The 16,182-nt window shown below is 65.8% G+C and carries 11 protein-coding genes; 3 read left to right on the plus strand and 8 right to left on the minus strand.

Annotated features, from left to right (window positions below):
• Positions 1 to 51: 51 nt before the first annotated feature.
• Positions 52 to 1,026, minus strand: a complete 975-nt coding sequence (locus ABNQ39_RS15495; protein ID WP_376961372.1) for a glycosyltransferase family 2 protein — start codon at positions 1,024 to 1,026, stop codon at positions 52 to 54.
• Between the two features lie 100 nt (positions 1,027 to 1,126).
• Entirely contained in the window at positions 1,127 to 3,529 is a 2,403-nt protein-coding gene (locus ABNQ39_RS15500; protein ID WP_376961374.1) for a glycosyltransferase, read from the minus strand.
• Positions 3,530 to 3,873: 344 nt separating this feature from the next.
• Here ABNQ39_RS15500 and ABNQ39_RS15505 point away from each other — a divergent pair, with 344 nt between their 5' ends.
• The gene (locus tag ABNQ39_RS15505) at positions 3,874 to 4,797 is read left to right on the plus strand and encodes a glycosyltransferase family 10 fucosyltransferase (protein WP_376961376.1); all 924 of its coding nucleotides are present in this window, start codon (positions 3,874 to 3,876) and stop codon (positions 4,795 to 4,797) included.
• A gap of 66 nt (positions 4,798 to 4,863) precedes the next feature.
• Positions 4,864 to 5,850 (plus strand): hypothetical protein, encoded by a 987-nt coding sequence (locus ABNQ39_RS15510; RefSeq protein WP_376961378.1) that lies wholly within the window; start codon positions 4,864 to 4,866, stop codon positions 5,848 to 5,850.
• A 46-nt stretch (positions 5,851 to 5,896) separates the two neighbouring features.
• On the opposite strand, the gene ABNQ39_RS15515 is transcribed toward ABNQ39_RS15510, so the two are convergent.
• Positions 5,897 to 6,526: a hypothetical protein gene (locus ABNQ39_RS15515; protein WP_376961380.1), complete on the minus strand. Its 630-nt coding sequence runs from the start codon at positions 6,524 to 6,526 to the stop codon at positions 5,897 to 5,899.
• 303 nt (positions 6,527 to 6,829) lie between these two features.
• On the opposite strand from ABNQ39_RS15515, the gene ABNQ39_RS15520 reads away from it, so the two are divergent.
• On the plus strand, positions 6,830 to 7,867 hold the full coding sequence (locus ABNQ39_RS15520; RefSeq protein ID WP_376961382.1) for an ABC transporter substrate-binding protein: 1,038 nt from the start codon (positions 6,830 to 6,832) through the stop codon (positions 7,865 to 7,867).
• A gap of 81 nt (positions 7,868 to 7,948) precedes the next feature.
• Here the strand turns inward: ABNQ39_RS15520 and ABNQ39_RS15525 are convergent, their stop codons facing one another.
• From ABNQ39_RS15525 to ABNQ39_RS15545, 5 genes are all read right to left on the minus strand, one after another.
• Positions 7,949 to 10,684 (minus strand): PAS-domain containing protein, encoded by a 2,736-nt coding sequence (locus ABNQ39_RS15525; RefSeq protein ID WP_376961384.1) that lies wholly within the window; start codon positions 10,682 to 10,684, stop codon positions 7,949 to 7,951.
• A 105-nt stretch (positions 10,685 to 10,789) separates the two neighbouring features.
• Positions 10,790 to 11,869, minus strand: a complete 1,080-nt coding sequence (locus tag ABNQ39_RS15530) for an ABC transporter ATP-binding protein (protein ID WP_376961386.1) — start codon at positions 11,867 to 11,869, stop codon at positions 10,790 to 10,792.
• Positions 11,866 to 14,055 carry an ABC transporter permease gene (locus ABNQ39_RS15535; RefSeq protein WP_376961388.1) on the minus strand — a complete coding sequence of 730 codons (2,190 nt, stop codon included), beginning with the start codon at positions 14,053 to 14,055 and terminating at the stop codon, positions 11,866 to 11,868. The genes ABNQ39_RS15530 and ABNQ39_RS15535 overlap by 4 nt, the downstream gene beginning before the upstream one ends.
• Positions 14,056 to 14,205: 150 nt before the next feature.
• Positions 14,206 to 15,255, minus strand: coding sequence for an ABC transporter substrate-binding protein (locus ABNQ39_RS15540; protein WP_247872870.1), 1,050 nt, complete (start codon positions 15,253 to 15,255; stop codon positions 14,206 to 14,208).
• A gap of 151 nt (positions 15,256 to 15,406) precedes the next feature.
• The gene (locus tag ABNQ39_RS15545) at positions 15,407 to 16,078 is read right to left on the minus strand and encodes a winged helix-turn-helix domain-containing protein (protein ID WP_376961390.1); all 672 of its coding nucleotides are present in this window, start codon (positions 16,076 to 16,078) and stop codon (positions 15,407 to 15,409) included.
• Positions 16,079 to 16,182 lie beyond the last annotated feature (104 nt).

Genomic DNA, 16,182 nt, shown 5'->3' on the forward strand with positions numbered 1-16,182 from the left:
GCCGCCGGGACCGCAGGGGAAATGGGACGGTGCCGGCGGAGCGCTCCGTCCTCAGCCGTCTCCATGCAGCACGCTTCCCATCGCGTAGCCGATCTGGTGATACAGCCCCGCGACGGCTCGGATGCTTTCGCCTTCCAGCGTGTCGACATTCAGCGTGGCCAGCTTGGCCAGATTCAGCATGAAGTCGGCCTGGGGAACGCTCACGCCCATGCGGTCCACTGTCTTGCGGTTGGACACGCCCTGGAAGAACATGCGCCGCATAAGCCAGCTCCGGTTCAGCCGGTCGGAATGGATATGGTGCAGAACGAAGGTGCTCGGCAGGTAGTAGGCCTTGGCTCCCTCCCGCCGCATGTCATGGAAGATCACGCCTTCGTTGGACATCAGTCCGCCGCTCTTGCGCCCCATGTCGGTCGGGAATTGCCGGCCGGTCATCAGAGCCTTGCGAAAGGCGCAGTTCCCTTCACCGAACCATTCCGACAGTTGGAGAAAGCGTGGCTGGGTGTCCCAACCCCAACGGCATGAGAAGAACTGCAGCAGGTCGTCGCTCAGCCAGTCGGGACGAGGCTGGTCACCGAAATCCGGCTCGACTTCGCCGGCGACGATGTCCACCCCGTCGCCGAAGCGGCGGAACGGTTCGGTCATCTGGTCGAGCCAGCCATCGCAGGCGGTCTCGTCATCGTCGATGAAGACGATCAGCGGCGACACGGCCTCCGCCACGCCACGGTTCCGGGCAAAGGCGACCCCGCTGCGCTCCTCCAGCAGATGCCGCAGGGGGGTGCGCCGCAAGGTGAAGAAGGGTTGCCAGCGCTCCACGACCGGGCGGGCTTCGCAGCCGGTTGAATTATCGACCACCAGAATTTCGTGGAAACCGTCCGGGAGCTGCTGATTCAGCAGGCTGGCCAGACAGGCATCCAGCAACTCGGGGCGCCGGTAGGTGCAGATGACGATGCTGGCTGCGAAGGCGGGCAGTGCCGGGCCGTCCGCGGTCGGCGATTGGCCCGATTGGGTCGGTTCGGGTTCGAACACCGGATTCATCCCTTAAAGAGAGCAGTTGTCAAAGCCGAAGCGCCGGCCACAGCAGTCGCGGTCCGACGGGCGGATCGAGCGGACCTGAATGACGGCCGCGTCAATGGTCGGCATGGACGATCTTCACCGCCGGGAGCCCCCAGCATGTGATCCCCATATCTTTCGCCATCGCTGCCAACCCTTCCGTCTCGATGTAGCCGCGATGGCTGTAGGGCGGGAAGCAAAGCCCCTCCCGATGCAGGTCGGCGCGCACCAGCAGTGCCGTGCCGCCGACACCATCCAGCGGCACGGCGTCCTTGTCCGGGAAGGAGTCGAGGTAGCGGCGCCCGATGCCTCTCGGCGGCTGGAACAGGCCGTCGATCAGGTGCTCCGGCCGCTCGCCGTCCGGCTCCAGAGCGAAGCTGTTGAGGTCGAAGGTGGTGCCGTTCGGCAGGACGCAATGCGGGGTCACGATGTCCCGCCCCGCCGCCAGCAGACGCCCCAGGAAATCGGGAGGATAATCGATCAGGTCGGCGTCAAGCCACAGCACCCACTCCTCGTCGGCAAGAGTGGCCTGGAGGAGGCGGTTTCGCGAACGGGCAAGGATCTCGCGGCGGGTACGCTGAACCGCCGGCAGCCAGCGCGGTCCCTCCGGACGGAACCCGTAATCCTGGCGCAGCAGGGTCACCCGGCGATAGCGGTCGCGCAGGGCCGGCAGGCGTTCGGCCAGCCAATCGTGGGTACCATCCCTGCTGTCGCTCTCCAGAAAGCCGAGCGACAGGCAACCGGGGGCGTGGTCGAGCCGGTCGAGCAATTCCATGTAGCGCGGCAGATGGCTGCGCGCATCCTTGACCGGCGTCAGCACCAGGACCTTGGCGGTCCGGAACGCCCCGGCGGACATTGCGGGGGCCGTGGGGGCTTGGCCCGTCCGATCCGATTGGGGAAGGGGCTGGGAGGCAGGGCCCGGCCGGGACATCTCCGTGGCTTGCCGTCGGACTGCGTCGATGGGAAGCCGCTTGGCCATTTCCCGCAGCACCGACTCATAACGGTCGCCGGTGAAGCGGCGGGTGGCGATTTGCCAATGCTCGTCGAAATGGTCGGTGGCGAAGGTGTTGGCGCCATGGACGATGTAGGTGTAGAGCCGGGGCATATCCAGCCAGACCACCCGCACCGTTTGCCGCAGCTGGTCCACCAGCGGAGTGTCCTCGCCGCGCCGCAGATGCGGGTAGCGGGGCATCACCGCCTTCTCGCACAGCAGCGACCCTTCCCAGTATCTTTCGCAGGAGACCGCAAGCTTCTGCTGGCCCGGCCACCAGATCATCCACCGCCCCAGCAGGCAGGCATGGGCACCGGTCCGCGCGAGGACCATGTGCTGGACCTCAAGCCGCATCGGGTCGTAGAGATCGTCATCGTCCCATTGACAGACATAGCGGCCCTTTGCGCTGTCGACCGCGATGTTGCGCAATTCCCCGAGCGTCCGGCCCGGTCCCTCGACCCGGGCAAGGCGGATATCCGTCCTGCCTGCGGCCTGGATCACGGCGTCCAGCGGGTCCTCTCCATCGCGGATGGCGGCGTCGCAGACGATGACCAGTTCCTTGTTCGGCCAGCTCTGCCGCGCGAAGCTGCCGATCGCCAGGGCCAGCATGTCCGCCCGGCCGCCATCCCCGCCCTTGGTGACCATGAGGCAGGAGATGAGCGGCGGATGATTGCCCGCGTTTCCCTTGGAGCCGGCCGGCGGGGCGGCAGAACCGTTCGACACCACCGCCGTGACCCGATCCGGCAATCTGGGAGTGCGCTCGGCATCGCTGCGGAACCAGGTGCCTTCCCAATAGTGGATGGCATAGGCGTCTCGCGTCGCTTGCTCCCAGAAGACGAGATCGAACAGCCGGCCGCTCCAGCAATCGTCCTTGGTGACCGGATAGAGCTGGCTCGGTGGCAGCACAGTCACCGTGGCGGCGGCCTCCGTCCCACCCGGATAGGCGGCCTCGTAGGACGAGTGGGCGCGGGTCAGCAGGAAAGGACCGGTCGCGTCGAGCACATCCGCGCAATGGCGTGCCTCGACCAGCCGGTCCAGCAGGTGATCCCAGAACGGGTGACCGGGAACGGATGCGAGGAAGGACGGGCAGAGGATGCGGGACAGCCCGCGCCCGGCCGCCTTCGCCAAGCCGCCATGCTCCTCCGGTTCCAGCCCGACAACGAAGCTCCGACCGTCCAGCAGCCCGTCGATCGGGCGGAGGCATTCGAAATCGAGATCGGCGTACACCCCGCCGAACCGGCGCAGGATCAGGTAGCGCGCCAGATCGATCCGCGCGATTGGATCGGCGTAGCCGCGGAAGACCGGCAGCAGTCCCGGGTGCTCGGCCTCAATGAAACGCTCAATGTCATCGTCGGTCCAGAACCGATAGGCGAAGCCTGGATTGTGGTCGATCCAGCTTCGCTGAAGGGCCTGGAACTCGCTCGGAATCTCCTGGCTCTTCCAGGTCTGATGGATCACAGTCGGGATGACGAGGTCCAAGTCGCTCATGTCCTTTTAGATATCGTCAAGGCGGAGCAGAAGGAAAAATCACATCGATGGCGTTGTGCAAAATGCCTCAAGCCAGATGCTGGAAATATCCTTTTTATATCCAACGTCAAATACCGCATCGATATTTTAAATAGAGATCTGTATTGCGCTCTGGGAAACGTAGAAAATAGGAATTGACATCAATTCCACTCTGGATTTTCTTTCTCGGCATTTGATTTTGCCTATTGCGATTCCTGAGGATACCTTATAGGTATTTCTACGATGTCATAGCCATATATTATATTGAGTCTCTAGGGAAAGCGTTTTGTGTTGGCTCTCCATCGGCTTGAACGGAGCGGAATGACATGTCGCTGGGTGGCGCAGCAACGGGGCGAAAAGCTATAATATTGTTCTACAACAGCTTTTTCGGTTCCTATCCAGACTGGGCCAGCTTCCCCTGCTCTTCGGAATATCATTTCACCAACAACCGGGAACTCCTGGGCGACGCGGATGCTGTCGTCTTCCATCTGCCGCAATGGAACGAGATCGGGACGGTCCCCAAGCGCCGGGGGCAGATCTGGGTGGCTTGGTCGATGGAAAGCCGTGGGCACACGCCGGTACGGAACGATCCCGCGATCATGCGCTTCTTCGATGTTCAGATGACCTTCGAGCGCTCCGCCGATGTCTGGTGCTCCTATCTGCCCAAGCGGGAAGAGTGGGAGGCGGCAGTGTCGAAGCCGATACCGCTCAAGACCGGAACCGCCGAGGCCGTGATGTTCCAGTCCGCGCCGAGTGACCTGAGTGGCCGCAACGCCTATGCGGCGGAGCTGATGACCCACATGAGAGTTGATTCATTTGGGAATTTCCTGAAAAACAAACAGCTTCCCGTCGAGGATCGCGGATTTTCGACAAAAATGGATGTTACATCCAGATACAAATTCTGCATATCATTTGAGAATACTATAGAAGAGGATTATGTGACTGAGAAATTTTTCCAGCCTCTCCTGTGTGGATCCGTTCCTATTTACATGGGGGCTCCCAACATCGATGAGTTCTCTCCTGGAGAGCATTGCTATATCGATGCAAGGAAATTCTCAGGTCCAAAGGCACTCGCGGCTTATCTCACCGATCTGGCGAGAGATGAGGCTGAATACTCCCGCTATTTCGAATGGAGGACAAAGCCGTTGCGGGCGTCTTTCCTGAAGCTGCTTGAGGACAGTGAAACGGAGGCGTTCTGCCGACTGGGGGATTTGATCGCCAAGCGCCTCCAACGGGTTGGGACCGGATGACGGCACTCTGACCGGACTTCGACGCCAATCCTGTTCCGCTCCTCCGCTTCGCAGAGATCACCAGTGATGTCGCCTCCAGACCTGCAATCGATCCTCGAAGAGTTGTCTCCGGGACGCGAAGATCCCGCGATGCTACCCGTTTTCTGGTCGAAGGGGATAAGCCGGTTCTGCGATGTCAGCGGCCCGGATTGGTATTGGAGAGCAGAAACGGAATCCGTCCAGAATGAGGATTTCTTCGGCTGCCATTACGGGAATGCACAAGGAATCGTCTGGATTCGACTTGGGACAAAGGCACGCGACGGCCTGCCATGCGATCTCGATCACTTTGCGGATTCGGTTCTTTCCAGGATCGACGCTCCATTCGTTCTTGTGACGACGGATGGCGACGCGACGGTTCCCTCCGATCTCAAGCCGGAAACGGTCAGAAGCCTCCTGTCCTGTCCCTGGTTGAAGGCCTGGTACACGCAGAACCACGACGGAACCCACTCCCCCCGGATACGCCCGGTTCCAATCGGGCTCGATCTCCATACCCTCGGCCCTTCGACATCCGCGGCCGGTCTTGTCCGCGACATCGCCACCCTGCGAGCCGGCCGCGCACCGGCAAGGACGCAGCCTCTCAAAGTATTGTGCGATTTCAACCCGAACACGGCGGAACGGCTGGCTGCTTACCGCAGCCTGTCGAATTGCCCGAATGTTCTGGGCCTGAAGACGCGGGTGCCCCAACTCGAACTGTGGACGCAGTACACAAGATTTCCGTTCGTGCTGAGCGCGAGGGGAAACGGGATCGATTGCCACAGAACCTGGGAGGCCCTTTACCTGGGATCGATCGTCATCACGCTGTCGTCCTCCATAAATCCTCTGTTCGACTCCTTGCCGGTGGTCGTTGTGGACAGCTGGGACGAGGTGCGCGAGCAGGGAAAGCTGGAACGATGGCTCGATCAATTCGGCGACGCAACGGCCGGGGAACGGGTATGGCGTCACCTTCACCCACAGCGATATATCGAAATCATGCGTGCCGCATTGAGCGACCCGGTTTCGCCGGACCGACCCTGAAACCGGCAACTCGCCCTCTGGAAAACCAGCGCCGGTTCATGTGGAGTCACGTCCGCTGTTTCGGATGGAAGAAGGACTGAGGGCGCAGAGGGGCTTCGCTGAACAGGCCGAAAGCCTGGATCACCATTCCCGTCGGTACGGTGAGGCCGCGGGCGACGCCGCTGCCCTTGAGGACGCCACCCCGCCTGTCCGGGTCCGGGTCGCGGTGGCTGCCGCCGGCCTGGAGCCTGCAATTCTGCATCCGGATCGCGCCGAGGACCTGGGCTCCGTCGCCGATGTGGTTGTCGAGTGCAAGCGAACCGGCGCCGAGCAGCCGGACGTGGCTGCCGATCTCGATCAAGCCGTCGGGACGATCGGCCTTGATGGTGAAGCCGCCCTCTTCGCCGATTTCGGTGTCGGCACCGATTGTTACCCGCGCGCCGGCAGCGACGATGCGTGTGCCGGGAAAGAGCCGGGTGCCGCTGCCGACCGTCACCTCGCCGCCGTCCGTCGCCTGAACGATCGTGCCGGGCCAGAGCGTGACGCCGGCCGCCAGGATAACGCCCGGCGATACCAGGGTCGAAAACGGATCGAGCACCAGAACACCGTCGTCGGCGAGCGCTGCGACCGCTTCGACCGGCAGGAAACCGGCGCATCCACGCGCCCGGTTGGCGGCGGCGACAAGGGAGTCATTCAAGGTCGCCGGCCTCCGCGCGCCTCGGTCCGGGCGGAGCCGGGCGCCTTCGGTTAACAGTGTTTCGCCGATTTCTCATAACGGTGACATCCGCCATTCATTCGGCCCTTGTATGAACAATTGGAAACAATGGTGCCGGCAAACAATGCGACGTGCACAAATACGGAGCGGTCGAAGGAACGCGGGAAGTTGCCTTTGCCTCTCCTCGCCATTGATACCAGCCTTTCCCTGATGTGCCAAAGCTTTTGGGCGGCGCGGTATCGTCAGAGAAAACAAGAACACAAGTTCATTCGGAGGATTCGTCTCATGGTTGGTGCGGTTGCCAAGATGAAGTCTGTCGGTGTCGGCATCGGCGCGCTGGTTGCGCTTGCCGCGATCCCGGCTTATGCGCAGGGAAGCGTCACCGTCATGTGCGGTGTGCAGGAGGAATGGTGCAAGGCCATGGTCGTCGCCTTCGAGAAGAAGACCGGCATCGGCGTCGCCATGACCCGCAAGAGCGCCGGCGAGGCTCTGGCCCAGATCCGTGCCGAGGCGGCCAATCCGAAAATCGACATCTGGTGGGGCAGCTCGGGCGATCCGCATCTCCAGGCGGCCGAGGAAGGCCTGAGCGTTCCTTACGAGAGCGGGCAGATGAAGGATCTGCAATCCTGGGCGCAGAGCCAGTACAAGCAGTCGCAGGGACGCAGCGTCGGCATCTATGCCGGTGCGCTCGGTTTCGTCTACAACACCGAGATGCTTGCCAAGCGGGGCATCCAGCCGCCGAAATGCTGGGCCGACCTGCTGCGCCCGGAATTCAAGGGCGAGATCCAGATGCCCAATCCCAATTCGTCGGGGGGGGCCTATACCGCGGTGGCGACCCTGGTGCAGATCTTCGGGGAGGATGCCGGCTTCGATTATCTGAAGAAGCTGAACGAGAGCATCAACCAGTACACCAAGTCCGGCGCCGCGCCCGCGGCGGCGGTGGCGCGGGGCGAGACGCTGGTCGGCGTCTCCTGGGTCAACGACAGCGTCATCCAGAAGGTGAACAAGTTCCCGGTCGAGATCACGACCCCCTGCGAGGGGACCGGCTACGAGATCGGTTCGATGAGCATTCTGAAGGGCGCCAAGAACCTTGAGGCGGCCAAGAAATTCTACGACTTCGCCCTGACGCCGGAAGCGCAGGATTACGGTGCCACCAACTTCCAGATGACGCCGTCCAACAAGCAGTCGGTGCTGCCGCCCGACGCGCCGAAATTCGAGGATGTCCGGCTGATCGACTATAATTTCCAGAAATACGGCATGGCCGAGGAGCGCAAGCGGCTGCTGGGCCGTTGGGATGCCGAGATCAAGTCCGCCGCCAACTGAGCTGGCGGCCCGGCTTCGGAGAGCCCGCTTCCCCCATCCCGGGGGAGGCGGGCTTTTCCGTCTTCGGGAGCCTGTTTGGCGTCAGGCCTGTCCCGGCAGGGCCGAAATCTCCACCCGGCCACGGGCCGCGGGCGGGGCGCCACCAAGGACGTTGCGGATCTGGGCGGCCAGCAGAGGCTTCTGGTAGGGCTTTTGGATGAAATGGATGTCGAGCGGCAAGCTGGCGCTTTCCACCAGAAAGTCACGCGCATAGCCCGAGCAGAAGAGAATCTGGAGCGTCGGTTGCCGGACCTTGGCGACGGCGACCAGGGCGGGGCCGTTCATGCCGCCGGTCAGTATGACGTCGGTGAAGAGGAGATCGAACGCCGTCCCCTCCAGCAGGAGCAGCGCCTCTTCCGCCGAGGCCGCCGGCACCGCCCGGTAGCCCAGCGCCGTCAGCATGTCGACCGTGGTCGTGCGGACGGCGAGGTCGTCCTCCACCACCAGAATGCGCTCGGGACCGCCTTCGACCGGGCCGGGGTCGCGCGGCAGGACCAGTGTTTCCGGCAGCATCCGGGCGCGCGGGAAGGCCATCGCCACCAGCGTGCCGACACCGGCCTCGCTCTGGATGTCGACCTTGCCGCCCGACTGGCGGACGAAGCCGTAGACCATCGACAGACCGAGCCCGCTGCCCCGCCCGAAGCGCTTGGTGGTGAAGAAGGGCTCGAAGACGCGCGACAGCACGGCGGGCGGCATGCCGCTGCCGTCGTCGCGGACCGACAGGACGATGGCGTCGCTCCCATCCTGTCCGGAATCCTGCGTGGCGGCTTCCGTGGCGATGACGATGGTGCCGCCATCGGGCATGGCGTCGCGGGCATTGACGACGAGATTGAGCAGCGCGTTCTCCAGCTGGCCGGGATCGACCAGGGCGGGGGGCAGCCCCGGAGTCAGCGCCGTCTTCAGGACGATGCCGCCACCCAGCCCATAGGCCAGCAGGTCGAGCATGCCCTCCACCAGCTCGTTCAGGTCGACGGCCTGAGGCTGCAACGCCTGCTGCCGCGAGAAGGCGAGCAGCCGCTGGATCGTGGTGGCGCCACGCTCTGCGGCGTCGAGCGCCCGGAGCGCCTTGCCGCGCACCGGGTCCTGCTCCGGCGATTCGTCGTGGATCATCTGCAGATTGCCCATGATCGCGGCGAGCAGGTTGTTGAAGTCGTGGGCGATGCCACCGGTCAACTGGCCGACCGCCTCCATCTTCAGGGCGTGGCGGAGCTGCTTCTCGATGTCCTTGCGCTCGGTCAGGTCGGAATAGGTGGTGATGAAGCCGCCCGACGGCATCGGGCTGCTGTGCAGTTCAACCACCCGGCCATCGGGGAAGTGATGCTCGCAACGGACCGCCTGTTCCGTCCGCAGCCGGGTCAGCGCGTCGAGATCGACGCTGCTGCCGTCGAGCATGCGGATGCCGACCCCGCGCCGCAGCAGGCTGCGTTGCAGTTCCGCCAGCTCGCGGCCGGCGACTTCGGCCGGGGTGAAGCCGTTGAGGTCGAGGAAGCGAGGATTCCAGGTGACCAGCCGGCCATTTTCGTCGAACACCGACAGCCCGTCATTCATGTTGACGAACACGGCTTCCAGCATGCGGGAGTTCTCGCCGAGCTTGCGGGCCAGCGCGTCGCGCTCCGCGACATTCTCCTTGAAGACGCTGAAGGCGCGGGCAAGGTCGCCGATCTCGTCGGGCCGGCCGGTGGCGGGGACGCTGACCAGCCTGTCGCCGCCGGCCAGCGCCGACATCGCCCGCGTCACCGCGCGCAAATTGCCGGCAACGTCGCGCATGACGTAGACCGCCGCCGCGATGGCGGCGAGCGCACACAGGGCGCCCAGGGCGAGGATGCTGGCCTTGCCCGAAGACAGGGCGGAGAAGGTCGCGTCGCCCCGGCTGCGCGCCGCCGTCTGCATCGTGCTGGTGACGCTCTCGACCTCGCGGTTCAGCTGGATCGACAGGGTGTTGGCGGCGGCGACCAGGAAACGGCTGCGCTGCTCGATGCCGAGCTGGCGGGTGCGGATGTCGAAGACGGCCGACTGGGTGTCGAGCACGGTCAGAAGCTGGTCGAGCGAGGGGGCCATGATCGCCAGCGCCGGGGCGGTGGTGTCGATTGCCCGCAGGCTCTGCCGGTCGGCGTCGAAGCCGCCGTACCAGCGGACGAGGTCGGCCGGGCTGGTGGTCGTCAGGGCGGCGGAGACGGCGTCGCGCGTGCGGTCGGCCAGCCGCAGGACGGAGAAGGGCAGGGGCGGCGTCCCGCTTCCCTCGAGGCCGGGAAAGCCGGGATGCTCGAAGGTCCTGGCCGCGGCCCCGGCCAGCGTCTCGCCGAGGATGCGCTGGTGTTCCAGCCCGAGCCGGATCGCCGACGCCTCCGCCCGCACGGCGATGGCCTCGCCGGTGACGTCCATCAGGTTGCGCAAGGTGCCGTCGAGCCGGCCGGCGAGGCGGACCAGCGACGGCACGTCGGACGGGACATGCAGCGAGGCGCGCTCCAGCCCCGGCAGGCGGTTGACCAGCCCGGTCAGGTCGGCGAGCTTGAGTTCGAGCTGGCTGCGCTCTTCGTCCAGGCTGGGCGTCGCCTCGATGGCGGCGATGAAGGGCGCGCGGGCGGCGAGGCCGGTGCTCAGCTCCGCCATCCGCATCGCCAGCGCGATGTTGCCCAACCCCTCGCGCTGGAGGGAGAGCAGGGCGCGTTCCGTCTCCCCCAGCCCGAACCAGCCGACCCCGCCGACCGCGGTCGTCAGGACCACCATGGCTCCGAAGGCGGCGAGCAGCCGGCCGCGAACACTAACGGGGGACAGCATGCGTCTGACCATCGGGTTGGAGGCTAGCGCCGGCCGCCCCGCCGGCGCTAGCGGTAAAAGCGGCGGCCGGCGCGAGCGGGGCGTTAGGAGACGGGGCGGAGGGCCTCAGCGCGCGACGGCGGCGATGCCGTCGCCGGTGAAGGTCGCGAGCGCGCTGGCCCCCGCCGGCACCGGGTTGGCGACGTTCGGATCGACCACGAACAGGTCGCCGAACTCGCTGACCAGCCCATATTCCATGTGCGAGCCGAGATAGGTCGCCTTGCGGACCGTCACCGGGATGCCGTCTCCGCTGCTCTCGCCGGCCGACACGGTCCGCAGGCGGATCGCGTTCGGGCGGACGGCCAGCAGCACCTCGCCGGCCGGCAGTCCGGGATCGGGGACCGACAGTGTCAGCGGCCCGAGCGCCACCGTGGCCATGCCGCCGCTGCGGCCCACCAGTTCGCCGTCGATCAGGTTGGCACCGCCGATGAAGTCGGCGACGAAGCGGTTCTTCGGCCGGCGGTACAGCTCGTCCGGCGTGCCGGTCTGGGCGATCACCGATCTGTTCATCACGATGATCCGGTCGGAGACGGCCAGCGCCTCCTCCTGGTCGTGGGTGACGTAGACGGAGGTCAGGCCAAGCTTCTGCTGAAGCTCGCGGATGTCGTCGCGCATCTTGCGGCGCAGCTTGGCGTCGAGGTTGGACAGCGGCTCGTCGAACAGCAGCACCTCCGGCTCCAGCACCAGGGCGCGGGCGACGGCGACGCGCTGCTGCTGGCCGCCCGACAGCTCGCTCGGCAGGCGCTGGCCGTAGCCGCCGAGTCCGACCAGCTCCAGCCCCTCGGCCGCCTTGGCGGCGGCGTCGCGCTTGCGCACGCCGCTGACCACCAGCCCGTAGGCGACGTTGTCGGCCACACTCATGTGCGGGAACAGGGCGTAGGACTGGAACACCATGGTGACGTTGCGGTCGGTCGCCGACAGCCGGGTGACGTCCTTGCCACCGATCAGGATGGTCCCGCTGCTCGCCATCTCCAGCCCGGCGATCATGCGCAGCGTGGTGGTCTTGCCGCAGCCGGACGGCCCCAGCAGGGTGACGAGGGTGCCCTGATCGATGGTGAAGCTGACGTTGTCCACCGCCGCCGTGGCGCCGTAGCGGCGGCTGACGTTGCGGAACTCGACGCCCGCGGGCTTGCTGGCGATGCTCATACCGGCTTCTCCTGAAGCGTGACGGGGGTAGCGGTGCGGCGGCCGATGCGGCGCTCGCCGACAAGCAGCTGGATGAGGGCGATGACGACCGACATCAGGACGATCAGGGCCGAGCTGTAGGCGATGGCGAGGCCGAAATCGCCCTGTTCGACACGGCCGACGATGTAGGCGGTGGCCAACTCGTATTTCGGACTGACCAGGAAGATCACCGCGCTGATCGAGGTGATGGCCCGGACGAAGCTGTAGACCAGCGAGGCGACGATGGCCGGGCGCAGCAGCGGCAGGATGACCCGGCGGATCGTCTGCACGCTGCCGGCCCCCAGCGTCAGCGAGCATTCGTCGAGGCTGCGGTCGATCTGCGACATGGCGGCGACGCCGGCCCGGATGCTGACCGGCATGTTCCGGAAGACGAAGCAGACGATCAGGATGGTGACGGTGCCGGTCAGCTCGATCGGCGGCTGGTTGAAGGCGAGGATGTAGCTGATGCCGATCACCGTGCCGGGGATGGCGAAGCTCAGCATCGTCAAGAACTCGAAGGCGCCCTGGCCTTTGAAGCGCTGGCGCACCAGCAGATAGGCGGTCAGCAGCCCGACCGCGGCGGTCAGCGGCGCCGACAGGGCGGCGACCTCGATGGTCGTGAACAGCGAGCCCCAGGCGCGGCCGGACCAGATCAACCCGCCCGGCCCCCAGCTGAGGTCGAAGGCCGCCAGATAATGGCGCAGGGTCAGGCTGTTGTTGCGGCCCCAGTTCTCGGTGAAGCCGCCGAACAGGATCAGGCCGTAGAGCACGAAGGTGAAAGCGGCCCAGGGCAGGGCGGTGGCATAGGCGGCGATCTTGATGCCGCGCGGAAGCTGCGACGGGATGCCGTTGTCGCCCTTGCCGCCGACCGTCGCGTAGGATTTCTTGCCGAGCCATTGCCTCTGCACCCAGAAGGCGCCTAGGCACATGCAGAGCAGGATGATGCCCAGCGCTGCGGCGCGGCCGGGGTCGTTCTGGGCGCCGACGACCGCGAAATAGATCTTGGTCGACAGCACTTCGAAATTGCCGCCGAGGATCAGCGGGTTGCCGAAGTCGGCCAGGCTCTCGATGAAGCTGATGAGAAAGGCGTTGGCGACGCCGGGACGCATCAGCGGCCAGGTGACGGTGCGGAAGGTGACCCAGCGGCTGGCCCGCAGGGTCTGCGCCGCCTCCTCCAGCGAGGGACCGATGCCCTGCACGACGCCGATCATCACCAGGAAGGAAATCGGCGTGAAGGCCAGCGTCTGGGTCAGCAGCACGCCGGGAAGCCCGTAAATCCAGCGCGAGACCGGGATGCCGAACCAGTCGGCCAGCACCAGCGTGACGGTGCCGTTGCGCCCGAACAGCAGGATCACGGCAAGGCTGATGACGAAGGGCGGCGTGATGATCGGCAGCACGGTCAGCACGCGCAGCAGCTTCTTGGCGCGGAAGCCGGTGCGCACCGCCACCAGGGCGAAGGCCAGCCCGAGCAGGGTCGTCGCGATGCCGGTCATCACCGCCAGGAAGACGCTGTTCCACACCACCCCGCAGGCTTTCGCCTCGGTCAGGCAGGACAGGCGCCAGATGTCGGGGGCGGCGAGCCGTGACCACAGCGCCGCGGCCGAGAAGGCGCCTGTTCCGGTGTCGCCGGCCCCGCTCAGCACATAGCCGACCGGCAGGAAGACGAAGGCGGCGATGGCGGCCAGCACCAGCCCGATGGCTCCCGCGGTGAAGCGGTCGCCCTTCATGAAGCCCAGCCCGGCGAAGCCGTTGGTCATCAGGAACAGGAAGGACAGCGCGGTCAGCGCCGCTCCGGCGCCGAAGCCGCCCTGGCCCAGCGGCAGCGGACCGAACAGCGCGCCGAGCCAACCCCAGGCCCAGCCATTGAGGCCGATGGCGAAGCCCTGTGCGGCGACCCAGGCCAGCCCGAAGGCTCCGCTCGCCAGCAGGATCGCCGGTTGCCGGGCGTGGAGCCGGGGCAGGACGGTGGCGACGAGCGCCAGGATCAGCGGCAGGGCGGCGGGCAGGAGCCACCAGCGCCCGTTGGTCAACCCGTCGATCAGGGCGGAGCCGGCCGGGCCTGCGGAGGGTGGTGCAAGTGCGGGCTGGGTGCCGCTGCCGGCGAACCAGGGCAGCAGGGCGAAGCCCACCCACCCCAGCGCCAGCCAGACTGCTGAACGAGGACGCATCACTTCACCTGCGAATTCTTGCGGTCCGGGCATGACCGCCCCTTCCCTCCCCCGTAACGGGGGAGGGGGGCGACGGATGTCCTGATCGGTGGGAAAGGCCGGACGCGGTTACGCTGTAACCGCCATTCGGCAACCGTTATTCAGCAACCGTTACTTGGCGACGGCCTTGATCTCGGCGTCCCAGCGCGACAGCAGGCGCTTGCGCTCTTCGGCGGTGCCGAATTTCTGGAAGTTGTAGTCGATCATGCGGATCGCCTCCAGCTTCGGCGCCTCCGGCGGGATCGCCGCCTTGCGGTTGGACGGCATCTGGAACTGCTTGGTCTCGGCGCCGGTGGCCTGACCTTCCGGCGACAGGGCGAACTCGTAGAAGGCCTTGGCGGTGTCGAGGTTCTTCGTGCCCTTGATGATGCTGACCGAGCCGATCTCGTAGCCGGTGCCCTCGCAAGGGGCGGCGACATCGACCGGGAAGCCGTTCACCTTCTGGTTGATGCCGTCATGCATGAAGATGATGCCGACCAGCGTTTCGCTGCGCGCGACGGCGGCGGCCGGGGCGCTGCCCGACTTGGTGTACTGGTTGACGTTGTCGTTCAGCTTCTTCAGGTAATCGAACGCCCCATCCTCGCCCAGAACCTGGACCAGGGTGGCCAGCGCGGTGTAGGCGGTGCCCGACGCGTTGGGGTTCGCGATCTGGATCTCTTCCTTGAATTCCGGACGCAGCAGGTCGGCCCAGCATTTCGGCGCGCTGATCTTGCGCTTGGCCAGAAGCTCGGTGTTGTAGACGAAGCCGAGCGCACCGGCGTAGATGCCGACGCTGCGCCCCTGCGACTGCTTGTACTGGCTCTGCGCCCAGGGCTGGAGGTCCGCGAACTGCGGGCTTTCGTAGGCCAGCGTCAGCCCTTCCTCGGCCGCCTGCAGATGCGGGTCGCCGGGGCCGCCCCACCAGACATCGGTCTTCGGGTTGGCGGACTCGGCGCGGATCTGCGCCAGAGCCTCACCGGCGCTCTTGCGGCTCATGGCGACGGCGGTGCCGGTCTTCTTCTCGAAGGCGACCGCAATCGCCTTGCACCATTCCTCCTGCACGCCGCAGAGAACGGTGAGGGGGCCTTGCGCCTTGGCCGGGGTCGCCGTCAGGGCGATCACGGAGCCGGCCGCCAGGATGCCGAGGCCGACCGACTTGATCCAGTTGCCAGCGGATGTCACGGAACACTCCTCCCTTGGAGTTCGGGTTGATTTTTGACGATCGCATATTTGTTCGCTTCCCCAGCGTAAGCGGCCAGGGTGAACGGCGAATGTCACGCTTCAAGGGAGTGGCTGTAACTTTGTTAACAGAAGCCCGCTTGGGAACCGGCGGTCAGTAGCCGAACGCCTCGATGTCGCAGTCGAAGACATATCCCAGCCCGCGCTCGGTGCGGATCAGCCAGGGCTGCTGCGGGTTGCGTTCGATCTTGCGGCGCAGGCGCAGGATCAGGACGTCGATGGTCCGGTCGAAGACATCGTCCCGGTCATGATGGGTCAGGTCGAGGATCTGGTTGCGGCTGAGCACCCGGCCATGGGCGCGGACCAGCGCCACCAGCAGGTCGAACTCGGCCACCGTCAGCGGCACCGGCTTGCCGGCCGGGTCGAACAGCCGCCGCCCGTCCTCGTCCAGGGTGAAGCCGGCGAAGCGGTAGCCGCGCTTGCACGGTGCCGGGACGGGAACGCTCTCGCGGGCGGTGCGGCGCAGGACAGCCTTCACCCGCGCGATGAACTCGCGGTTGTTGAACGGCTTCACGATGTAATCGTCGGCGCCGACCTCCAGCCCCATGATGCGGTCGATGTCGTCGCCGCGGCCGGTCAGCATGATGATCGGGATATCCATCGTGCCCCGCACCTGGGCGGCGATGGAGATGCCGTCGCGGTCGGGCAACCGCAGGTCGAGCACGATCAGGTCGAGCCGTCCGGCGCCGAGCACCGTCATCAGCGTCGCCGCGTCGGGACAGCGAACCGTCTCGTACCCCTCGCCGGCAAGCAGGTCGGCGACCATCTGGAGGACCGCCGCATCGTCGTCGACGATTCCGATCGTTAGACGCCTGCCGCCATTCGGTGACGTGTTCGAAGACATCCTGCCCGCCCGCTGATGAGGGCGCA

The sequence above is a fragment of the Azospirillum sp. A26 genome, from assembly GCF_042604635.1.
Lineage (GTDB): Bacteria > Pseudomonadota > Alphaproteobacteria > Azospirillales > Azospirillaceae > Azospirillum > Azospirillum palustre.

Coding starts and splice junctions, on each gene's coding strand:
- ABNQ39_RS15500 (WP_376961374.1), bottom strand. CDS start 3,529: ATGAGCGACTTGGACCTCGTCATCCCGACTGTGATCCATCAGACCTGG.
- ABNQ39_RS15505 (WP_376961376.1), top strand. CDS start 3,874: ATGTCGCTGGGTGGCGCAGCAACGGGGCGAAAAGCTATAATATTGTTC.
- ABNQ39_RS15510 (WP_376961378.1), top strand. CDS start 4,864: ATGTCGCCTCCAGACCTGCAATCGATCCTCGAAGAGTTGTCTCCGGGA.
- ABNQ39_RS15520 (WP_376961382.1), top strand. CDS start 6,830: ATGGTTGGTGCGGTTGCCAAGATGAAGTCTGTCGGTGTCGGCATCGGC.
- ABNQ39_RS15525 (WP_376961384.1), bottom strand. CDS start 10,684: ATGCTGTCCCCCGTTAGTGTTCGCGGCCGGCTGCTCGCCGCCTTCGGA.
- ABNQ39_RS15530 (WP_376961386.1), bottom strand. CDS start 11,869: ATGAGCATCGCCAGCAAGCCCGCGGGCGTCGAGTTCCGCAACGTCAGC.
- ABNQ39_RS15535 (WP_376961388.1), bottom strand. CDS start 14,055: ATGCGTCCTCGTTCAGCAGTCTGGCTGGCGCTGGGGTGGGTGGGCTTC.
- ABNQ39_RS15545 (WP_376961390.1), bottom strand. CDS start 16,078: ATGGTCGCCGACCTGCTTGCCGGCGAGGGGTACGAGACGGTTCGCTGT.